The organism is uncultured Sneathiella sp. (assembly GCF_963973085.1).
Classification (GTDB): domain Bacteria; phylum Pseudomonadota; class Alphaproteobacteria; order Sneathiellales; family Sneathiellaceae; genus Sneathiella.
Window position 1 is genome coordinate 165,922 of sequence record NZ_CAXAXA010000001.1, and the last position, 21,153, is coordinate 187,074.

18 protein-coding genes are annotated in these 21,153 nt (G+C 53.7%); 3 read left to right on the forward strand and 15 right to left on the reverse strand.

From position 1 onward, the window contains the following. Positions 1 to 14: 14 nt before the first annotated feature. From pstB to AACZ19_RS00770, 6 genes are all read right to left on the reverse strand, one after another. On the reverse strand, positions 15 to 824 hold the full coding sequence (gene pstB, locus AACZ19_RS00745) for a phosphate ABC transporter ATP-binding protein PstB (protein ID WP_339630210.1): 810 nt from the start codon (positions 822 to 824) through the stop codon (positions 15 to 17). Positions 825 to 836: 12 nt separating this feature from the next. Beyond that, positions 837 to 2,144, reverse strand: a complete 1,308-nt coding sequence (gene pstA / locus AACZ19_RS00750; RefSeq protein ID WP_339630212.1) for a phosphate ABC transporter permease PstA — start codon at positions 2,142 to 2,144, stop codon at positions 837 to 839. Beyond that, on the reverse strand, positions 2,137 to 3,378 hold the full coding sequence (gene pstC, locus AACZ19_RS00755) for a phosphate ABC transporter permease subunit PstC (RefSeq protein ID WP_339630214.1): 1,242 nt from the start codon (positions 3,376 to 3,378) through the stop codon (positions 2,137 to 2,139). Before pstC ends, pstA begins: the two co-directional genes overlap by 8 nt. Before the next feature lie 83 nt (positions 3,379 to 3,461). After that, positions 3,462 to 4,502 (reverse strand): PstS family phosphate ABC transporter substrate-binding protein, encoded by a 1,041-nt coding sequence (locus AACZ19_RS00760; protein WP_339630216.1) that lies wholly within the window; start codon positions 4,500 to 4,502, stop codon positions 3,462 to 3,464. Positions 4,503 to 4,632: 130 nt separating this feature from the next. Then, on the reverse strand, positions 4,633 to 6,009 hold the full coding sequence (locus AACZ19_RS00765; protein ID WP_339630218.1) for an ATP-binding protein: 1,377 nt from the start codon (positions 6,007 to 6,009) through the stop codon (positions 4,633 to 4,635). A 67-nt stretch (positions 6,010 to 6,076) separates the two neighbouring features. Next, positions 6,077 to 6,823: a Sir2 family NAD-dependent protein deacetylase gene (locus AACZ19_RS00770; protein ID WP_339630220.1), complete on the reverse strand. Its 747-nt coding sequence runs from the start codon at positions 6,821 to 6,823 to the stop codon at positions 6,077 to 6,079. 158 nt (positions 6,824 to 6,981) lie between these two features. On the opposite strand from AACZ19_RS00770, the gene AACZ19_RS00775 reads away from it, so the two are divergent. Both AACZ19_RS00775 and AACZ19_RS00780 read left to right on the forward strand, forming a co-directional pair. Next, positions 6,982 to 7,353, forward strand: coding sequence for a hypothetical protein (locus tag AACZ19_RS00775; protein WP_339630222.1), 372 nt, complete (start codon positions 6,982 to 6,984; stop codon positions 7,351 to 7,353). Positions 7,354 to 7,496: 143 nt separating this feature from the next. Continuing rightward, positions 7,497 to 9,410, forward strand: a complete 1,914-nt coding sequence (locus tag AACZ19_RS00780) for a tetratricopeptide repeat protein (RefSeq protein ID WP_339630224.1) — start codon at positions 7,497 to 7,499, stop codon at positions 9,408 to 9,410. A 339-nt stretch (positions 9,411 to 9,749) separates the two neighbouring features. Here AACZ19_RS00780 and AACZ19_RS00785 read toward each other — a convergent pair whose 3' ends face one another. The 9 genes from AACZ19_RS00785 to AACZ19_RS00825 all read right to left on the reverse strand — a co-directional run bounded on the left by AACZ19_RS00785 (position 9,750) and on the right by AACZ19_RS00825 (position 18,732). Next, positions 9,750 to 10,730: a type II secretion system F family protein gene (locus AACZ19_RS00785; RefSeq protein WP_339630226.1), complete on the reverse strand. Its 981-nt coding sequence runs from the start codon at positions 10,728 to 10,730 to the stop codon at positions 9,750 to 9,752. Between the two features lie 9 nt (positions 10,731 to 10,739). After that, positions 10,740 to 11,747, reverse strand: coding sequence for a type II secretion system F family protein (locus AACZ19_RS00790; protein WP_339630228.1), 1,008 nt, complete (start codon positions 11,745 to 11,747; stop codon positions 10,740 to 10,742). Continuing rightward, the gene (locus AACZ19_RS00795) at positions 11,747 to 13,651 is read right to left on the reverse strand and encodes a CpaF family protein (protein WP_339630229.1); all 1,905 of its coding nucleotides are present in this window, start codon (positions 13,649 to 13,651) and stop codon (positions 11,747 to 11,749) included. The genes AACZ19_RS00790 and AACZ19_RS00795 overlap by 1 nt, the downstream gene beginning before the upstream one ends. Continuing rightward, the gene (locus tag AACZ19_RS00800) at positions 13,648 to 14,889 is read right to left on the reverse strand and encodes an AAA family ATPase (RefSeq protein WP_339630230.1); all 1,242 of its coding nucleotides are present in this window, start codon (positions 14,887 to 14,889) and stop codon (positions 13,648 to 13,650) included. Before AACZ19_RS00800 ends, AACZ19_RS00795 begins: the two co-directional genes overlap by 4 nt. A gap of 14 nt (positions 14,890 to 14,903) precedes the next feature. Then, complete coding sequence (locus AACZ19_RS00805; protein WP_339630232.1) at positions 14,904 to 15,590, reverse strand: CpaD family pilus assembly lipoprotein; 687 nt, start codon at positions 15,588 to 15,590, stop codon at positions 14,904 to 14,906. Positions 15,591 to 15,595: 5 nt separating this feature from the next. Then, positions 15,596 to 17,020, reverse strand: coding sequence for a type II and III secretion system protein family protein (locus AACZ19_RS00810; RefSeq protein WP_339630233.1), 1,425 nt, complete (start codon positions 17,018 to 17,020; stop codon positions 15,596 to 15,598). Between the two features lie 12 nt (positions 17,021 to 17,032). After that, positions 17,033 to 17,932 carry a Flp pilus assembly protein CpaB gene (gene cpaB / locus AACZ19_RS00815; protein WP_339630234.1) on the reverse strand — a complete coding sequence of 300 codons (900 nt, stop codon included), beginning with the start codon at positions 17,930 to 17,932 and terminating at the stop codon, positions 17,033 to 17,035. Positions 17,933 to 18,176: 244 nt separating this feature from the next. Next, positions 18,177 to 18,392: a Flp family type IVb pilin gene (locus tag AACZ19_RS00820; RefSeq protein ID WP_339630236.1), complete on the reverse strand. Its 216-nt coding sequence runs from the start codon at positions 18,390 to 18,392 to the stop codon at positions 18,177 to 18,179. 112 nt (positions 18,393 to 18,504) lie between these two features. Continuing rightward, positions 18,505 to 18,732 carry a Flp family type IVb pilin gene (locus AACZ19_RS00825; protein WP_339630238.1) on the reverse strand — a complete coding sequence of 76 codons (228 nt, stop codon included), beginning with the start codon at positions 18,730 to 18,732 and terminating at the stop codon, positions 18,505 to 18,507. A 500-nt stretch (positions 18,733 to 19,232) separates the two neighbouring features. Here AACZ19_RS00825 and AACZ19_RS00830 point away from each other — a divergent pair, with 500 nt between their 5' ends. Then, positions 19,233 to 20,897, forward strand: coding sequence for a TadE/TadG family type IV pilus assembly protein (locus AACZ19_RS00830; protein ID WP_339630240.1), 1,665 nt, complete (start codon positions 19,233 to 19,235; stop codon positions 20,895 to 20,897). The last annotated feature ends 256 nt before the right edge of the window (positions 20,898 to 21,153 follow it).

The window sequence follows — 21,153 nt, forward strand, 5'->3', positions numbered from 1 at the left end:
AACTGACTGTTTCATCAACCAAACCGTCCAGTGATATAGCCCTGGGTCCGCTCGTCGGAGGGGCTGGTGAACAATTTCTCCGTCTCCCCGGCCTCGACAATCTCGCCAAGATGGAAAAACGCCGTTTTCTGGGAAATACGCGCGGCCTGCTGCATGGAATGGGTGACGATGATGATGGTGTAGTTTTCTTTCAGCTCATCGATCAATTCTTCGACCTTAGCCGTCGCAATCGGATCAAGCGCCGAACAAGGTTCGTCCATCAGGATAATGTCAGGGCGCACCGCAAGGGCCCGTGCGATACAGAGCCGCTGCTGCTGTCCGCCGGAAAGGCCGGTACCGGAGGAATGCAGGCGATCCTGCACTTCCTTGATCAGCCCTGCCTTTTCAAGGCTGGTTAGCACGATCTCGTCCAGCTCGTCCTTATTGGCGGCGAGGCCATGAATGCGGGGACCATAGGCGATGTTGTCATAAATCGATTTGGGAAACGGGTTGGGCTTCTGGAACACCATCCCGACCCGCGCCCGAAGCAGAACCTCGTCCACATCCGGTCCATAAATATCGACGCCGTCCAGCAGGATTTCCCCTTCCACGCGACAGCCGTCGACCGTATCATTCATCCGGTTGATGCAGCGCAGGTACGTTGACTTGCCGCATCCCGAAGGCCCGATCAGCGAGGTGATCTGGTGCTTCGGGATATTCAGCGAGACATGCTTCAGCGCCTGATTGTCGCCGTAGAAAACATCGACATCCCGCGTCTTGATAATCATGTCTTCGGTCTCGCCCCGTCGGGCAGCCTGCTGTTCGTCTATTTGTTGGATTTGCACATTCATATCCTTTTACCAGCGACGTTCGAACTTCTTGCGAAGCAGGACCGCCAAAGCGTTCATCGTGATCAGGAAGGCGAGCAATACCATGATTGCCCCGGAGGTTTTTTCGACAAAGGCGCGTTCCGGGCTGTCTGCCCAGAGGAAGATCTGCACCGGCATCACGGTTGCCGGATCGTTGATCCCACCGGGAATGTCGGCGATAAAGGCGACCATCCCGATCATCAGAAGCGGCGCGGTCTCGCCGAGCGCCTGCGCGAGGCCGATGATCGTTCCCGTCAATATCCCCGGCATCGAGAGCGGCAGGACATGATGGAAGGCAGCCTGCTGCTTCGAGGCGCCAAGGCCGAGCGCAGCCTGGCGGATACTGTCCGGCACGGCACGGATAGCAGCACGGGACGCAATAATAATCGTCGGCAGAGTCATCAGCGCGAGGGTCAATCCGCCCACAATCGGCGCCGACCTCGGTAGATGCGCAACATTAAGGAAGATGGCGAGGCCCAGCAAACCGAACACAATGGAGGGCACTGCCGCCAGATTGTTGATATTCACCTCGATCAGGTCATTGAATTTGCTGCGCGGAGCGAATTCCTCCAGATAGATGGCCGTCATCACACCAATGGGAAAGGCAATCGCCATGGTAATAATCAGGGTATAGAAAGACCCGACCATGGCCCCCGCAATACCTGCTTTCTCCGGCTCACGGCTGTCGCCGTTGGTAAAGAAGTTGGTATTGAAATGAAGCTCTAGATCGCCTTCGTCTTGCAGGATATCCAGCCAGCGAAGCTCCTGATCCTTGACACGGCGGTTGTCTTGATCCGCATTCCGGTCGATATAGCCCTTGTTGAGCATATCCACATCATCGCCCGCCAGCAGGGAAACTTGGACAGTCTTGCCAATCAGGCCCGGGTCCTGTTCCACCATATCCCGCAAAGTATCGCTCGCGTCATTGCTGACCAGAGAGAAAAGGGTTCGAAGGTTACGCCGTCCTTCAACTTCCGGAAACTTCGCCCGCAACGCATCCTGCACCAGCTTTGTATAGTTAGCATAACGAAGGATTTCCGGATCGCGCTTTCCGTCCTTATCGATCACAGATTCCGTGAAAGTGACGTCAAGAGTGATGTAGGTTTGAACAAAGGCGGTATACCCCTTGCTAAAAATACTGAACAGGAGAATTGCCAGCAAAGTCAGCGCCGTTACGATCGCCAGCAGGCCGAGCAGGCGAAAGCGCCGCTCGGATCGCTTACGTTTCGCGAGGTTTGCCGCAAATTTCTCGGAATTCCAGCTTGTTCCCGCAGGATTTGAATTCGTATCAGTCATATTTTTCCCGATATTTCCGAACCACGATCAAGGCGATCACGTTCAGGCATAGAGTGACAACAAACAGCACCAGGGCCAGGGCAAAGGCAGCCAGTGTCTTGGCACTGTCGAATTCCTGATCCCCGACCAGCAGGCCAACAATCTGGACGGTAACCGTTGTAACGGCTTCAAGCGGGTTTGCCGTCAGGTTGGCGGCGAAGCCTGCGGCCATAACCACAATCATTGTCTCACCAATAGCCCGGCTGACAGCCAGCAGGACCGCGCCCACAATGCCCGGTAATGCCGCCGGCAGGATAACCTTTCGCACCGTCTCCGATTTCGTTGCGCCGAGACCATATGAGCCATCACGCAAGCTCTGCGGCACGGCCATGATGATGTCATCGCTCAAGGAGGAGACAAACGGAATGATCATCATTCCCATCACAAAACCTGCGGCAAGCGCGCTTTCCGAAACGATATCGATCCCGACGGCATCGCCAACGTCGCGAAAGAACACACCAACTGTCAACGCGGCAAAAAAGCCATATACCACTGTCGGGATGCCCGCGAGAATCTCTAGCAGCGGCTTGACGACTGCGCGAAACTTGCTGGAAGCATACTCCGTCATATAGACCGCGCTCAACAGCCCGAGCGGCACCGCGACACACATGGCGATAAAGGTGATCAGCAGGGTGCCGGTAAAGAGCGGGATAGAGCCGAAGGAACCCGAAGAGCCGACCTGATCCGCGCGAAGGGCGGTTTGCGGGCTCCAGTTAAGGCCGAAGAAGAACTCCGTCATCGGAACCTTCTTGAAAAACTGGATCGTCTCGAACAAAAGCGACAGGACAATGCCGAGCGTCGTCAGGATAGAGACAATCGACGCCAGGATCAGGACGATATAGACCAGTCCTTCAATCGTCTTGCGCACCCGAAGATCCGGATTGATCCGCAGGATGGAGATATAAAGTCCGGCGCCAGCAGCCAGAAGGATAAGGACCGGAAAGAAAATCCGGTCGATCTGTTGTGTCGTCCCCGCCTCCATCTGAAGCGGTGTCATTTGCAGCATAACCCACAGGGCCCCGAGTAATACCGGAGGCACAAGGGCCCAGATAACCACATAAAGGCCAAACTGATGCGGCCGGGGGGTAATAAAGCTGGAGGATTTGCGAACCGCGCCAAGCGCCTTTTTCGATCCGAACCAATATCCGACAGCAGACATCAGCAGAAGAACGATAAGAAGAGGATAGAAGCTCATGTCTGTTTCTTTTCACAGCTACTTATGACACGGGGAAGAGAGAAAGAGCGGACGGCTATTGCCATCCGCTCTCGCGTTACTGATTACATCAGTTTCAAAGGGGCAAGTGCCATAGCATCAGAGCGAACTTTTTCGCGCTCGGCTTCAGTCAGCGGAATCAGGCCCTTTTCCGTGAGGTAACCGAATTCGCCAAAGGCTTTTTCGCTGGTGAATTCAGCAATGTATTCCTTGATACCCGGAACTTCGCCGACATGCGCATCCTTCACATAGAAGAAAAGGGAGCGGGAAATGCCGTATTTGCCTTCTGCGATATTGTCGAACGTCGGTTCAACACCGCCGACCGTCGCGCCCTGAAGCTTGTCGGCATTCTGGTCGAGGAAGCTGAAACCGAAGATGCCGACGGCATCCGGATTGGCTTCGAGTTTCTGAACGATCAGGTTGTCATTTTCACCTGTTTCGATGAAGGCGCCATCTTCGCGAATGGTATGGGCCGCCGCCTTGAAGCCATTCTTGTCTGACTTCTTCATCTCCGCCAGCATGTCGAATTCCTTCGCGCCGCCTTCCATGGCAAGCTCGACGAAAGCGTCACGGGTTCCGCTGGTTGGCGGCGGGCCGAGAACCTCGATCTTTGTATCCGGGAGGGACGGATCAACATCCTTCCAGGTCATGTAGGGATTATCGACCAGCTTGCCGTCGATCGGCACCTGCTTGGCCAGCGCCATGAAGATCTGTTTCTTGGTCAGGGTCAATGGCGCATTCGCTTTGGAATTCGCAATTACGATCCCGTCATAACCGACTTTTACTTCCGTAATATCGGTCACGCCGGCAGCGGCGCATTTTTCAACTTCTGAACTCTTGATACGGCGCGACGCATTTGTGATATCCGGCGTATCAATGCCGACACCGGCACAGAAGAGCTTGAGACCACCACCTGAACCGGTGCTTTCAACAACGGGAGTTTTGAACTTGCCGTTGCTGCCGAAGGCTTCTGCGACTGCGGTTGAAAAGGGGAATACCGTCGAAGACCCAACGATCCTGATCTGATCGCGAGCCAGGGCCTGTCCTGAAAAGGCAACAGTGGCGACCGTTGCGGCGATTGCCAGACCGAAAGTTTTGTTTAGCACGTTTCATTCTCCGTTAATTTATTCCGACAGCGTCTCCGCCGATGGCGGGACAATGCGCTTCAATGACGACAGAAATACTACAGTTTTGTGACAGTAATGTTACAGCGGAAAAAGGGCGGAAAACCAAGACTTATTCGGCCGAAAGGGGTAGCCTGACCGTAAAACGGGAGCCTTTTCCGACATTTGAGTCAATCTCCAGATGGCCACGGTGCCGACTCACGATATGCTTAACGATGGCGAGTCCGAGGCCGGTCCCGCCAAGCTTGCGGCTGCGGTCGCTATCAACGCGGTAAAACCGCTCCGTCAACCGGGAAAGATGCTCTTCCGCGATCCCCTCCCCCTCGTCAATAACCGCAACGCTGGCCTCGCGACCATTCGCGCTGACCTCGACTCGAACCTCACTCTCCTCGAAGCTGTATTTCAAGGCGTTATCGACAAGGTTCGTAAAGACCTGGGTCAACTGATCAAAATCGCCGATCACAAAGACCGGCTCTTCCGGCAGATCGAGGGTGAGCGTCTTGTCGAGATTGACCGCTTTCGCCTTGATCAGGCTGCTGACCCCGCACAAGACCTTGCCAAGGTCAACCCGAGCAGAGGGGCGGCTGTGCTCATTTATCTCAATCTGGGACAGGGACAGAAGGTCATCAATAAGCTGCGACATCCTGAGGGATTGCGCCTGCATCATGGTGAAGAATCGCTTATGTGCCTCCAGATCGTTGCGCGCCGGCCCTATCAGGGTTTCAAGCGCGCCGATCAGGATGGCCAGCGGGGTTCTGAGTTCATGACTGGCGTTAGCGACGAAATCAACCCGCATCTGCTGCATCCGGCGGGACGCCGTCAGGTCATGCAGCGTCACGATAAGCCGCAACCCCTCGCTGCTCTCGCCTTTCAGGTTGACGATATAGGCTGCAACATGGCGCGGCACAACATCGGAGATGGTGAATTCGATCCGGCTGTCCGGCTCCTTTCCCTCATAGGCGGTATCAACCGCCTTCAGCAGCGCCGGATGGCGAATGAAGCGGGTCAGGTCCCCCTCCATCTCCTGGACGTCGAAAAACTGATTCGCCGCGTCATTTGACCGGCGAATGCGGCGCTTGTTGCCCAGCACCAGAACCGGATCCGGCAGCATATCAAAGAGGAGCGACGCCTCGTCCTGGCGTGACTGCGCCTCCCGCAACATATGCTGCAATACCCGGCGATACTGCTCCATGGTCAGCAGGACATTATCGAGCGGCAGCAACCCCTCGCGTAAGGTAGTCCGATCCTCCCCTTCCAGAGGCGACATGATCGCCGCCCGCTCCATTCGGAAGGCGACCGCCTGCATCTCCCGCACCAGTTTGGTGAACAGGACAAAGGCCGGCAACACCGCCGCTCCGATGAGGAGCGCAACATGGCCGATCTGTATGTAGTCATGGCTCAGTAACCAAAATGAAACAATAGCAACGGGCACTGTCGCCACCGCAATAAACAGCAGCATTTTCCATAAGTAACCATTACTGTTGTACATTCAGAGTTCTCTTGCCCAAGTGATGAAGTCGCGGATGGCGCGACTGCCTCTATATGATACTCTTGTTTTACAGTTTTGTGACAGCGGCAAGTGTTTCCCCGATTTCCCGGTGCAGAACCAGATCGGCATAGTCATCGAGCGGTGTCGGCTCGCGATTGAGGATAACAAGAGGCGCCCCCGCCTGCTTGGCCGTCAGCGGGATCTCCGCCGCCGGATAGACGACAAGGGAAGAACCGATCGCTACGAACAAATCGCAACCGAGCGCCGCCTCCGCCGCGCGGCGCATTTCCTCTACCGGCATAGCCTGACCGAAGGAAATGGTGGCGGTCTTGATCAGGCCGCCGCATTTCTCGCAGCTCGGAAGGGTTTCATCGACGGCGAAAATCTCCTTCACTTGCTCCAGCTCCATCCGCCCCGCACAGTCAAGGCATTTGGCATAGGTGGTATTGCCATGCACCTCGATCACATCCGCATCGCTAACGCCCGATGCCTGATGCAGGCCATCAATATTCTGGGTGATAACGGCGCAGACTTTTCCTTGCTCATAAAGTGAGGAAATAGCCATATGTCCTTTATTTGGTTCGGCTTTCGACAACACAGATTCCATGGCGAACTTGCGGCGCCAGCTTTCGCGCCGCGCTTCCTCCGATTGCAGGAATTCGGAAAAATCGATGGGGCGGTTCTTCTCCCAAAGCCCGCCGGGACTGCGGAAGTCCGGTATACCGGATTCGGTGCTGATCCCCGCCCCGGTAAAGATCGCAATTGAGCGGCTCATCCTGATCAGATCCGCAAATTCCTCAAGCTCGGCTGACATTCAAATCTCCTGCATTTTTATCTTATTATAGAGACAAATAGCAAAACACGCCATTTTCAAAGATTTCATTTCCCGTCGTCACAAATCGCCAAGTCAGACGTTATCTGTACATGTCAAACGGCGCCGCCCGGCGCGGCGTTAATCCAAAGGAGCCACAGATGAACAGGGACAACATGAACAATATCGTCGCCAAGGAATTTTCAGATGCTCTCGCCCGCTGTAACGAGCAGGGAATAGATGCCGGAACCGTGCGCACAGGGCTGCTGACCATCGCCATCGCCAATTTCGTCAACGGAATCGGACTTCAGAATACCGTCTCCCTGTTCGAGGTTCTGCCGGACCAGATTCGTTCGGGCATGTTCGACCGGTTTGTCGATCCGTCCCACCCGGCCGTGGTCAATCCCGCGCCTCCCTATCGTGAACCGGTCAGCGTGACACAGCAACAGCCTATCGATGTCAATCGCCATGGCAAGCCGTCGCAAAGCCAGCCGGAGCCCGCCGCCTCTGCCATTAAGCGCAGGCGGCTGTAGCGTTCAAACGGCACAAATCCGGGCTTAGACGGCAGATAAGGAATTTTAGGATAATTTTCCCTTTACATTAACCGTTTTTAAGGAAGATGGCTTTAGTTTGGAGCATAGATTTTTGTTAATTCTCAAAAGAGAGGCCAAAAGCTGTGCCGCAACATAACCCATTTGCTGCCCGTCTTCGGACAGTTCTCCTCGCGACAACCGGACTGGTTGTTGCGGGATGTAACACCGTCTCTGATCATTCTGCATCAGCTGATCCGTCGGAAAACAAACCTGTTGCTGTGAGCAGCAACGTTCCTGAAACCACCTCCACCGACGGCATGACTATTGAAAAAATGTTACGCGTCGGGGACCGGGCCTGGGCAAAAAATGACTCTGCAACGGCCCTCCGGCTATACGCCATGGCTGCAAAGCAGCATCCCAACGACCCGGCGGCATTTCTGAAGATCGGCGAGGTCCTTCGCAAAACCGGCCGCTCAGCCGATGCAATCGCGGTTTATGAACGCATTCATAGCTTCGATGCGATGAATATAGCGGCCTATCACGGCATCGGGTACAGCCAGTTGCAGATGGGCAAGCCATATCTGGCCTCCCAGACTTTCGCAGAGGCGCTCAAAATCGATGACAGTAACGCCAAGTCTCTTGGCGGCATTGCTGTTTCCATGGATAAGGCAGGCGAGCACAAGAAGGCGCAGGAATATTATAAACTTGCGATCAAGGCCGATCCGGACAATCTCAATTACAAGAGCAATCTGGCCCTGTCCCTCGCTCTTTCGGGCGAGACGGAACAGGCAATTGCCATTCTGTCCGTTGTAACTGAAAATCCGAAGGCGACGGCGGAACATCGTCAGACGCTTGCCCTCGCCTACGGCATGGCGGGCAAATCCGGCGAGGCGCTGAAATATTCGCGCATGGATCTTTCCGAAAAGGATGCCCGCAACAACAACATGTATTTCGAGGCCCTCAACAGCAAGCCTGATGAGCAGGTTCTTGCCCTGGATGACCAGATCAAGCTGATGAACGCATCTAAGGACGACATCGTCACCGAAGTTCTGACAGCGCCCGAGCCGCAACTGCCGAAAGACCCGGATGTTCTGATGGCCCGCGCTGAAACGGAGCAGCTGTCTCTTGATGCAAGCGCCAAGAAAGAGCGTGCTCCGGCAGCAAAAGCCCCCAAACCTCTGGTTCCGGCCTCTGATTCACCGATGATGATGGCGAAGGCGGAGCCGCCGGCCACCAAGACAGCGCCAGTAAAGGATGTTGCCCCTGTTGTAGTCGCGAAAAAGACGGCACCGGAAGCCGAGACAATGGAAAAACCGGTAGTGGTCGCCAGCAATAAACCTGCCAAACCTCTTGAGAAGCCCGTGACCTTCGTTAGAAAGGATCCGGCCCCAGCGGAAGAAAAGCCCGTCACCTTCGTGAAAAAGAACGATACACAGGTTGATGAGAAGCCAGTGACATTTGTGAAGAAGGACGAATCGGCTGCTCCGGCCCGTGAATGGACGCTGGACAGGAAAGCAACGACGGTTGCTCCGGAAGCACCCATGATCGCCGATACGCCAGCGGATGAAACGCCGAAGGCGACAAAAATCGCGATGCGTTCCGATGACCAGCCAATGAAAAGCAACGCCGAGGCCTATATGCCCGATGGCGGCAACTATTTCCTTCAGATTGGCTCTTACAAGGAAAAGCCGCTGGCAGAAAAAGGCTGGAAGATCGTACAGACACAGAATGTTGACCTGCTCGGCGATATCGATCCGGTCATTCATGAAATTGACCTCGGTGAGGAAAAGGGTGGCCTTTACTATCGCCTGAAAATCGGTGGCTTCTCAGACAAAATGAAAACCATGCAGCTGTGCAGCAGCCTCCGGGATCGTAGCTTCGATTGCTTCATGGCAAGCGCACCGAAAACCGAAACGCCCGTCAAAAAGGACAGCCTCCCCACCCTTGCCCCGAACCAACGGATGGCTAAGGACAATAAAGATCAAACCCCGACATCGGATAGTGACACCAACCTGATCGCGGACTTCGAGAAAGAGAGCTTCGGCGGCGCCCTCTGATCCTGACACTGAACCAATAGAAACGGGCCCTGATACGGGCCCGTTTTTTTATGGAAAATCGCTAGCAACTTTCTTGCGCATGGCGGACAGTCGTAACCTTCCTGCCAGTAGACCATACTGCATACTCCCTTTGGTCCGATGTCCACGAGCCGCTCCCACGCTGGATCATGCCCGTGGGTCTCCTTGCGCCCCAACTACGACATGATGCCTATAAGGCCCGGACAAGGACCACAGTCCACACACTCTGTAGAAAAGGCGTCAGGAGGGATAGCTCGTGTTTTGAAGGAGATAATGCTGACAGGGTAAGAAGTGAAGTCCCTGCCCTGCAACCGTCGGGTATCAACCGCCAGCGAAGGCGTCGATGGCTTTAAGGACAGCCGGGCCGATGAGGACAATGAACAGGGCCGGCAGGATAAAGATAATCATCGGAACGGTCATGATGGCCGGAAGGCGGGCGGCCTTCTCCTCTGCTTTCATCATGCGTTCCTCCCGCATTTCTGCTGCGAGCACCCGCAGGGCGACAGCAAGCGGCGTGCCATATTTTTCAGTCTGCACCAGCGTATTGACCAGCGTGCTCATGGCCTGAAAATCGACACGGCTGGCTAGATTTGCCAGAGCCATTTTACGATCCGGCAGGAAGCCAATCTCGATAGAGGTGAGCCCGATCTCGTCGGAAAGCTCTGGTGCGGAGTTGGCAATTTCCCGGCAAACCCGATCCAGCCCGCTATCGAGGTTCAACCCCGCCTCGGTACAGATCACCAGGAGGTCAAGCGCATCGGGCAGGGATTTGCGGATGGCGGTATAGCGTTTTGAAATCCGGTTTTTGACCAGCGTATCGGGCAGAATAAACCCGACCAGACCGGCCGCGGCGCAGACAACAATCTTGACCGCAACACCCCAGTCAACGGCGCCAGTACCGAACAGATAAGTTGCGGTCAGGATGGCAAACAGAGCCGGCAGGGAAATTCTGGCAAACAGATAAGCGACAAGTGCATCTTTCGAGCGCCAGCCCCCCTTTGCCAGTTTCGCCGCAATGATCTTCGCCCGCTCCCCGCGCATGAGCTGGAGCTTCTTGACCACACGATGCATGAAATTCTCGCGCATCACCAGCTTGCTGCGTTGCTTGGTTTGGTTGGCGATATCGGTTTTCAGCTTGGTGCGGCGTTTTTCAAGATTCTTGATCCGGCCCGGCAGGGCATCTTTCACCAAAAAGGCATTCCACATCATCAGGAGCACAGCGAAGGAAGCCGCTCCGGCAATCAGGGCCAGCATATTCTCGTCGCGCAACCAGTCGGGCAGCAAGGTGGCTATATCAACCATTTCTGTCTCCTAAATCTCGAAGCGGACCATTTTGGCCATTACCCCTACGCCGGAGCCAATCATCGTCAGACCGGCACCGATCATATACATACCGCGTGGATCATCGACGAGCTTCATGACATAAGATTCATTCGCCAGCCACAGCAGGAAGAACATGATGAACGGTAGGGAGCCGATAATCCAGGCGCTCGCCCGGGCTTCTGATGACATAGCCTTGATTTTGAGTTTGAGTTGGCGACGCTTGCGTAATGTATTGGCCAGTCCACCCAGCGTTTCTGCTAGGTTACCGCCGGTTTCCCGTTGAATGGAGATCGCGATAATCAGGAATTTAAAATCCGGAAGGTCAATGCGCCGTGCGACGTCCCAAAGCCCCTGTTCCAGGCTCTGGCCCACCCGCATCGCATCGGCGACGCCGCGAAATTCCTTGCCCACAGGATCGGGTGCGTCATTGCCAATGGTCACGATTGCCTCACTGATCGGCAAACCTGCCCGCAGTCCCCGGACCAGCAACTCTATCGCTTCGGGAAAGGTTTTCATGAATTTGTTGATCCGGCGCTTGCCGAGATATCCGACCGTGACATGCGGAATAAAAAGCCCGGATGCCAATCCGACCGGCACAGCCAGAAACCAGTTCAATCCATACAGATAATGGGAATAGCCGATGATCAGGACAATCAGCATTCCGGTGACAGTCGCATATTTCGACACCGTCATGTTGAAACCGGTCTTTTCCAGCCTGATCTTCAGCTGATCCGGCTTCGGAATGAGGGCTCTTACGATGCCGTCGACAATCTTGATACCGCTGGTATCCTGTGCCCGGCGGGCGGAACTGCGGGCCTGGCTTTTACCTGTTGGCTTCTGACCCATGCTGATTTCGTCCAAACGACGTTTGGATTCGCGGCTATTACCGTCGCCGCCAGCAAAGGCAAGCAACAACAGCAGGGAAATCATAAGCGTCGCCCCGCCCACAACAAGCATCATTGTCAACTGATCACCAGGTCCTGCAGCGTCAAACATCACATGGCTCCCAACAGCATTTTTTCCAATCCGAAATAGGCGGCGCGCGGTGCGAAATGCGGGCGCAAGCCAGTCGACTTAAATTCGCCAAGTAACCGGCCGCCCTTATCCTCGCCCTGAAATTCATACCAGAACAGGTCCTGCATGGTGATAACGTCTTCTTCCATGCCGACCACTTCGGAAATATAGGTAATACGGCGTACACCATCGCGCATACGGCTGATCTGGACAATCAGGTCGATGGCCGAGGCGATCTGAGTCCGGACGGCCTTGGCCGGCAGGTTGACGCTCGACATGCCAACCATATTTTCAAGCCGGGTCAGAGCCTCACGCGGGCGGTTGGCATGGATTGTCGAAAGTGAACCATCATGGCCAGTATTCATGGCCTGAAGCATGTCAATCGCCTCACTGCCACGAATTTCGCCGAGGATAATTCGGTCCGGGCGCATACGCAGAGCGTTTTTCAGAAGGTCGCGCATGGCAATCTCGCCGCCGCCTTCAAGGTTGGCGCTGCGGGTTTCAAGGCGAACGACATGAGGCTGCTGCAGCTGGAGTTCCGCCGCGTCCTCGATGGTAACAATACGCTCGCCCGGATCGATAAGCTGCGAGATAGCATTCAGCATGGTCGTCTTACCTGAACCCGTACCACCGGAAATCAGGATATTGAGGCGGCAGCGACCGGCAACACGAAGCACGGTGGCCGCCGCAGGCGACAGGTTCTTCTGCCGCTCCATCACATCAAGAGTGATTTTCTGCTTGGCAAATTTACGAATAGAGATCGACGGACCATCAATTGCCAGCGGCGGGATGATGATATTCACACGACTACCATCGGCGAGGCGCGCATCCACCAGCGGATTGGATTCATCCACACGTCGCCCCACATGACTCACGATGCGCCCTGCCACCTGCATCACATGTGCATTGTCGCGGAACTGGCAGTCGGACAGCACCAGCTTGCCTTTTTGCTCAACAAAAACCTGCTTGGGGCCATTGACCATAATATCAGTGATTGATTCGTCAGCGAGAAGCGGTTCCAGCGGACCCAAACCGAGCATGTCGTGCATGAGGCTTTCGGTCAGCTCACGCTGTTCACGCTGATTAAGCTGGATACGTTCCTCGATCAGGATATCGGTGACGATATCGGAAATATCGCGGGCAAGGTCCAGGCGGTCCATGGTCACGGCCGCGCTGATATCGATCCGCTCCATCAGCAGCGGCTGGATGACGTTTTTCACCGCTTCCAGTTGCGCATTAATCTTGACCCCGGTTGTCTCCGGAGCCATTGATATATTGAACAGCGAGGCGGATTTGTCGTTCTCGTCGGGCTCTTCCTCTTCTTCCGCAGATTTGGCGACGGGAACGATCGGAGCTATTTCCTCTTCATCCTCGCTGTCCACGTCGGTATCGGAATGCCTTAATTCAGCCGGACGGTCAAATTGCGCCCGTACTTCGACCGGCGCATCCGGATCGGCGCCAAAGACGGTCACGCCTTCTTCGACGATCTGGGTATAGCCGGAATTATCATCCGTGCCGTTCAGATAAGGCTCCGGCTGTTCGCCGCCGCCGTGAACCGGGACATTAGGTTCCGGGGCCAATGGAATGGAAGGTTTCTTCTTTGAAAGTTCCGCCCTGAGGCCCTGGGTCAGGTCATTGACGAGCGTGCGTTGCTCAAGGACATTCAGTTCGATCTTTTCACGCTTCATCGCATCGCGCAGATATGTCTTAACCATCTGCGCAATGGCAGAGCGGTTCTCATTGACATCAATGCCCGGCAACAGTGCCTCGGTGATTTCCGGCATATATTTTGCCAGAAGATCAGCCGCCTGCGGTCCGGCAACGCTCGGGGCGACCGGCGTTACCTTTCCTTTACTGTCCGATGAAGATGAACGCCATAAACTCACGTTTTATGTCCCACTTCTTTCTTTTTCTTGCCACCCGGAACCAGCGTGAACAGGCCCTTCTTCTGCGGCTTTTCGTATCCGGATACATCTGCTGACAAGTCGCGCAAGACCTTCAAGATTGGCGCTTTTGCTGCAACCTCTCCGATGGCCTTGCCGGCGTTAGCGCAGATTGTCAGCGATTTCGCATCCTCCGGAATGACATAGTCCACCGCTTCGTTCAGTCCGCGCTCGAAGTCCGCTTTGGAAACCTGCGCGGCGCGTTCCGATCCAACGCGGCTGACAACCTTCAGTATCCGACCCTTGGTCTGGAGTGTCGTCATCGCTTGAGTGATCCGGTTGATATCCCGGATGCCGGCAAGCGATTGATCGGAAACGAGAATAACCGTATCGGCGGATGCCAACAAAGCGCCCTGCGTGGGCAGAAGATGCCTTGGCAGATCAACAATGACCTGATTGTAATCCTGGCTAATCTCTCCGATCAATGCATCGATGGATTCTTCACTGATATCCACAAGTTCGTCGATCGGCTCCTCCGTGCCCAGAACCGCAAGCCGATCGCCGTCCTTGACGATGGCGCTGTCGAGAAACAGCTTGTCGAGCCGATGCGGATTTTCAAGCGCTTCGCGGAAGCCGCCACCTGTTTCAATATCAAGCGAAAGAGTGGTCGTGCCGAAATGCAGGTCCATGTCAAGGAGTGCCGTCGGCAGTTTCTCTTCATTGGCCATGATCCAGGCCAGGTTCGTGGCAATGGTCGTCGCCCCGACACCGCCGCGCACGCCGACGAGAACGGTCAGCTTGCCACTCTGGGCGGCATGAAGGGCCTGTGACTGGCGATCGACATTTTCAACTGCATCTTTCAGGATGTCCGCCGTCATCGGTTTGACCAAGTAGTCCTTGGCACCAAGCGCGATCATTTTCCGGAATTCACCGACATCATTTGAAGAACCGAGAATAATCAGTGTTTTCTCCGGGCCCATTTTCCGGACAAGCCGGGTAATGTCGCTTTCAGGGTCAATGCTCTTCGTGATGTCTGCCAGAACCACCTTGGGGGAATGTCCCGGCTCGATCCGGGTTAATGCCGCTGTTATTCCGCCGTCCTGGGTGGCATCGGAAGAAAAATCGAGGGTTTTACAGACTTCCCGACTGACCTCAAGGGATTTTTCGTCCTCGACGAAAGCCATGAAATCTTCGCAAACCGCATTACCGAAAAGCGTGCTTAAAGATGATGATTTAGCCATTTCCTCAGACTCCCTTATTGCCCGCCGCCCGCAGCAGGCGCAGCCGATGATCCTGCGCCCCTACGGTAAACTTCCACCGGGCGCGCCGCGCGTTCGCCAATCATTGCGTCGGAATTCGCCGGTGCGACCAGATCCTTGGGGTTTGCTACCATGCCGGCAAGAGCGTCAGCGTTGGCGCAACCCATATAAGGAAGCGGCAGGTTTTCATAGCCAATGCCTTCGGGCTTGTACCAGCCCTTCCGGCAGTTTGGATCAACCGTCGCAACATATTGCACGAAATATACGCGCAGCGAATCAGGGGCATTTTCACGGGTCACCCGCGGGGCCACATTAAAGCCGCGATCCTGCAGGAATTCCGCAACTTGCACGAAGCGCTGTTCGTTCAAACCGTTACTGCCTTCAAATGTCGGCAATTCGACTTCAACCGCTTCGCCAAAATTCAGGCGCTGGGCCTCGATAAAGCCAAGCAGCTTGCCTTTTTCCATGTCGGCAAGCCCGGAACGGCCCGATTCGAATTCAACGATTACCGTCGAGGTCAGCTCGCTCACAGAGATCTTTTTCTCCAGCTTTGCCTTCTCCGGGCTCGCAGTTTCATCAATCGCGCCGAACAACCCCTCCGGCGATGTACAGCCCGCCGCCATCAGGAGAAACCCCATCAGTCCGGCCAGCGTTGCCGTTTTCTTAAGATATGTCTGTTTCATAAGATCTACTCCAGGATAAAGCCGGCGGGGCCAACAAGTTTGACATCTTCCGCTTGCGTCGTTGCGGCAACATCACGACCATCTTTTTCCGGGGCGGCATCGCCCAGGGTCGGACGGAAATTTCGCGCACCGACATAAAGATCCTTGTCGTTCGGCGGAATATAACCGTCTGTAGGCTCAGCAATGCGTGAATTGCTCGGTTTCACCAGATATGGCGTCACGATAATCAGCAGCTCGGTCTCATTCCGCTGGAAGGAGGAAGAGCGAAAAAGCGCGCCTAATATCGGGATATCCCCGAGGAATGGTGTTTTCGAGATGTTGTTGTCGCCGTCATTACTTAACAGGCCGCCAATGGCAAAGCTCTGACCGCTGGCAAGTTCAACCGTGGTTTCCGCCCGACGGGTCAGAAGCGACTGGATAAAAGAACCACCGACATTAATGGCGGAGTTGGATGACAGCTGACTGACTTCCGGGCGCACCTGTAAATTGATCAGGTTATCGTCGACAATGGTTGGCTTGAATGCAAGCGACACACCAAACGGTTTATATTCAACCGTAATCGCGCCGTCTTCCTGCGGGACCGGTATGGGAAATTCGCCGCCGGCCAGGAACTGCGCCGTTTCACCAGACAGGGCCGTCAGATTTGGCTCCGCAAGGATGGTCAACAACCCTTCTTCATCCAGGGCATCAATTACGTTCAGGATATCAACATTATCGTCGCTATAGCCGGACAGAAAGTTTGTGCCTTGGCCGAGGCGGGTTATTGCCCCGGTCGTCGCATCCGTCACGATATCCGTTGGCGTTGCAAGCCCGAGAAAGCCATCACCGATCCGCCCGAAGACTTCCCAGTTGACACCGAACTGTTTGGTGACCGAACGGGAAACTTCCGCAACACGCACCCTGAGGTTAACCTGCATGGCGCCCGCGACCTCAATCCGGTTAAAGACAGTTCCTCCATTGAGATATAGCTCCGCCATCCGGCGGGCATCCTCGGCCCTCGCCGCTGATTTCACCCGTCCTGTCAGCATGATGCCTGTCGGGGTCGAGCGTGCCTTCAGTCCGCCGTTCGGACTGATTTCCTGCAAGGATTCATTCAGAGAGGTCACATCATGGGTGATCGAGACCGGAGAGTTAAGCAGCACGCGGCCCTGGCTATCGAGCGCGAAAAGATTGGTGCTGCCCGTGCCCTTGCCAAAGACATAGATAATCGTCGGCGACTGGATCTGCACATCTGCAAGTTCCGGGTTTCCGACAAAAACCGATGTTGCGGGTTGATCGAGCTGCACCAGCTTGCCTGAGTTCAGGGTCAGGGCAAGAATATCACCCTTGGAATTGATCACCTGCGCCGCCTGGATCGTTCCCGATGCTCCGAAGGCCAACAGGAATCCCAGCCCTAACGCGGCCAATGGTGTAAAAAGTCTTGTCAACATCGAAACTACTCCTTAGTCGAACAACTGTTGCTTGGCTTCGCCAGCACGTACGACATTGATGACTGTTGTGGGAATACCCGTACGCGGCGTTCCCCCGGTAATCAGGCGGCTCGCCTCGCTATCCCAGGTATGTCCCCGGCCCCGTTCAGCCTTGAAGGCAACAGTGCCGTCCTTGCTTTTCTCGCTATCCTCGACACGGGCAATGCTTCGAAGTGATAGGGTAAGGCGGCCTAGCTCGGTTGCAACTGCAACAATTTCTGCGCCCTTGGGCGAAACTTCCAAGGTTGCGACGCGGCGAATTGAGGCTTCCTGCAGCTGATCATTGGTAGACTGATCCATGGCAACCACGCGGACATCAGTCAGAATCGTTTCACTCGCTCTGCGTGAAGTTCCTGTATCTTCTTCCAGTTCTGATTCCTTAATAGAGTGAACGAGAATGACATCCACCCGATCGCCCGGAAAGACAAAACCGGCAATGCCAGAGGTCATGTCAAGTGGAATAGAGACGGCGCGTTTACCGGGGTTGAGGACGGCGGCAAGAAATCCGCTTTGCCCGGGTTTAACCATGCGGGCATCCGTAATAGGCTCCCCCGTGACGATTCCCTGGCGAACAACCGTTCCGATAAAATCTTCAAGTGGACGGACATTTTCGACAATATAAACATCCTCGATGCTATTGCTGTCATCTTCCGGCCAGGACTGCCATGTCAGATGCTGTTCCTGTACCAGGGTGCCGGCCGGCAAATCTGTGGCCGCAACAAGGATCTTAACATTAGATTCCACCCGTTGCACTTCAACATCGGCGGTTTCCATTACTGTTGCCTGCTGCTGGCCTGCCCAGTTGCGGACAAACCAGACCGTGGACCCGGTGATCAGGAGTGCAAAAACGATCAGAATAATTTTTCGCGCCATGGTGCTAATTCCATTATGTTTCAATAATTAATGAGCCTAGACCCAAAGACCTTAATTTCAGGTTAAATTTGTCGGGCTTTACGTGGGAAATTTTGAGGAATTTAAAGGGATTTACGCTAAAATCACGTCGGAAAAATACTGGCAAAATATGCCGAAAATTTGAGGTAATATTGCAGACTAGCAATGCGTTCAAAATGCCGTTAACTATAGTGGAAGTTCAGGCTCGAAAGAAGGAATTTGCTACTCAGGTGCAGCTGTCGGCACCATCTGCGGTCAGACTGAATGTGCCGCCAATTGCGACGCAGAAATCTTTGGAAATATCGGTAAAGGCGACAAGAACCGTGTCCCCCAACGCCGTGAAGGCAACGATACCTACGAGAGAGACAAGAGAGGCAATAAGTCCATATTCAATAGCTGTTGCCCCTGACTCATCGGCGAAAAACGTACCAATCTTGATCATCGCAACCTCCATATTCACTTACTGCTTTTTGGAAACTGTAATTATATTGTTTTGAAAGAGTGGAGGTAACGTCGTTCGTAATAAACGTTACCTCCAATGTCAAACAGCTGGATTACGGGATAGCGCAGCTGCCAGCTACAGATGAAGTGGAAGCGGTGTATACACCACCAGCACCTTCACACAACTGAAGTGCAATTTCATCAAAGGCGTCAAAGATTGTATCACCAACTGCAGTGAACGCAACAACACCAACGAGAGCGACGAGGGCGGCAATCAGGCCATATTCAATAGCCGTAGCACCAGACTCGTCTGTTACAAAAGAACGGATTACTTTAATCATAGTGAGTCTCCTAAAATTCAGGATTTTATCCTGACACTAAACAAAACTTGGCTTTCAATCCGCCGGGTTTTCAAGACCCATTGGTAGTCAGACTTTTTAGCCCGCGTTTACCCCGCAACCTGAAAAGCCCCTTAAGGTTTAAAGCGCTTCCCAAGTTCGTCTTGCCTCGCGCCTTGATCAGCATTTAAACCTCAAATCATTAATCAATAGTTAAAGTGTCGATTTTTTTTAGTGCTCAAAAATAGTATAAAATACGTAAATTTTTATTAAATCAGTATTCATACTTTTATTTTTACTTAATCATACTCAAATAATTACTTAGAAATGTATTTTTATTTCTATATGAGATTATAAAATACACATATATAGAGTTACGCCCCAGTTAATTGTCTTAATTAGTACAATTTTACTGAAATGGATTTTAGTTTTTAATGAATTGTTAAAAATTTTATCTGATGCTGTGCTTAGTAAAATTTAATTTTGAATTGCATGGTGTCAGCATGAACAAGAAGACTATTTTTGGTTCACTACGCCGGATTGCCTCTGGTTTCATCAAAGATAACCGCGGAGTGTCCGCTGTTATTATCGCATTCCTGGCGATTCCCATTTTTGGCGCTGTCGGCCTATCAATCGATCTTGGCCGCGCCTATGTCCTGAAATCAAAGCTCTCGACGGCGCTGGATGCGGCAGGCCTTGCCGTCGGACGCAATATCTTCGCGCCGACCGACGCCGAAATCTATGCGGATGCGCAGAAGTATTTCGATGCGAACTTCCCCTCCGGCTTTATGGGCACCGATCCGATTACGATGGACGCCACCACGGTCACCTGGGATGCCACGCGTGAGAATATCACGCTGAATGTCAATGCCAATATGGGCACAACCTTCATGAATGTGCTCGGGCAACCGTCCCTTACTCTCGGTGCCGCGACGGAAATCAAGCGGCAGAACCGTGGTATGGAACTTGTGCTGGTCCTCGATAATACCGGGTCTATGGACAAGTCGCTTGGCAGCAGTGACCGTCTCGGAGTTTTAAAAACATCCGCGAAGGGACTAATCGACACGTTATATGGGAATGATGAAACGCGGGAAAAGCTCTGGGTGGGTATCGTTCCCTATACAATGGCCGTGAACGTTGGCCCGCAAAATATCGAGTGGCTTAAAAATTATTACATAACCAACTTGACGAGTAATTCAAACAGTATCTTTACACAGGATTCTTCCAACACAGCCCTCGGTCGGGATGTCACCGGCAATGGCTCCAATGACACGGTTTATGGCTGGGAAGGTTGTGTCGAGATGCGGGATAACCTCCTTGGTGGTACGGTTGACATCTCAGATGATCCGCCGTCAAATGACTTCGTTCCCTATTTCTGGAACGACTATCATCGCGATTCGGACAATGATTTTAACGGCGATAACAGCGGCGGCGATAACGTCATGCGGAATGACTGGCGAAAATCAGACGGCAGTGTATCCATCAGCTCCGGTCTGGGCGGACAAGGTCCGAACAAATACTGCCCCACATCCAAGGTTTTGCCGCTTACGGCTGAGAAAAGCACCATCAAAACACATATTGACGGTATGGATCATGATGGCGGAACGGCCGTTAATATCGGCATGACCTGGGGATGGCGCGCGATTTCTCCCCGCTGGAGAGGATTCTGGCACGGATCGTCCACGCTGAATCTGCCGACAAACACAAAAGTCACGCCGAACGTGCCATATACGGCTCTGCCGCTTGAGTATGATGAAGTCCATATGGACAAGGTTGTCATCCTGATGACAGACGGCTTGAATACACTCGGTACCAACAGCAGTGCCTATGATATCTATCATGCTTTTGCCCGTGCAGAACTTTTTGATCAGACCCCAAACTCCATCTATTATGATTATAGAGGATTCCTGGATCAGGATGCGTTGAACAGCAGTAGCTATTCAAACTATCCCGATATCCTGGACGACAAGGTACTGGCAACCTGCACTGCCATGAAGGCCGCAGGCATCATCGTCTACACCGTCCTGCTCGTTGACGGAAACTCCAGCATGATGCGTGATTGTGCGACATCTCCCAAGCATGCCTTTGTTGCCACTTCAGCGGACGAGTTACAGGATAACTTCAACACCATCGGTGAAGAGCTGAGTAACCTGCGTATCTCGAAGTAACCGGGATACAGCAGCCAAAACAAATAAATGCGGCGTTCCTCTTCTGGGCGCCGCATTTTTTATGGTACCAGTCTGCTCCGCACATGATGGCTTCTTCCTGAAAGCTTTCCTTTCCCACCCTTTTTCTTGGCAGTCCGGCTCAGACAATGATTATGGTTTTGTTCCAACGGACGGTTCAGCCTGAATAGGCGCCCCATGCTGTCCAGTAAGAAATAGCCGCGATATGGCAGGCCATATAGACATACGGACTGAGGCC